The organism is Pseudomonas sp. SIMBA_041 (genome assembly GCF_046535095.1).
GTDB lineage: Bacteria > Pseudomonadota > Gammaproteobacteria > Pseudomonadales > Pseudomonadaceae > Aquipseudomonas > Aquipseudomonas mucoides.
This window is the reverse complement of sequence record NZ_JAWRXJ010000931.1, coordinates 1-236: the sequence shown is the minus strand read 5'-3', so window position 1 is coordinate 236 and position 236 is coordinate 1. Positions and strand designations below refer to the sequence as shown.

Annotated in this window: 1 pseudogene; it reads left to right on the top strand. The window is 64.8% G+C overall.

The window, feature by feature from the left end:
- Positions 1-16: 16 nt before the first annotated feature.
- Positions 17-236 (top strand): annotated as a pseudogene (locus SB725_RS33860) (transketolase); the annotation flags it as partial.

Genomic DNA, 236 nt, shown 5'->3' with positions numbered 1-236 from the left:
CAAACTGGAGCTATCGATGGATACCGAAACCGTCCATGAAGCGGTCACGCTCGCCGAGCGCGCATACCGCATCCGAAGAAACGCCGTGCTGATGGGCGAAGTGCAGGGCCAGGGCTATGTCGGCCAGGCGCTCGACATCGCCGACGTGCTGGCCGTCGCGTATTTCGGCGCGATGCGTTATCGCCCCGACGATCCCGAGTGGGAAGGGCGCGACCGCTTCCTGCTGTCGAACGGCC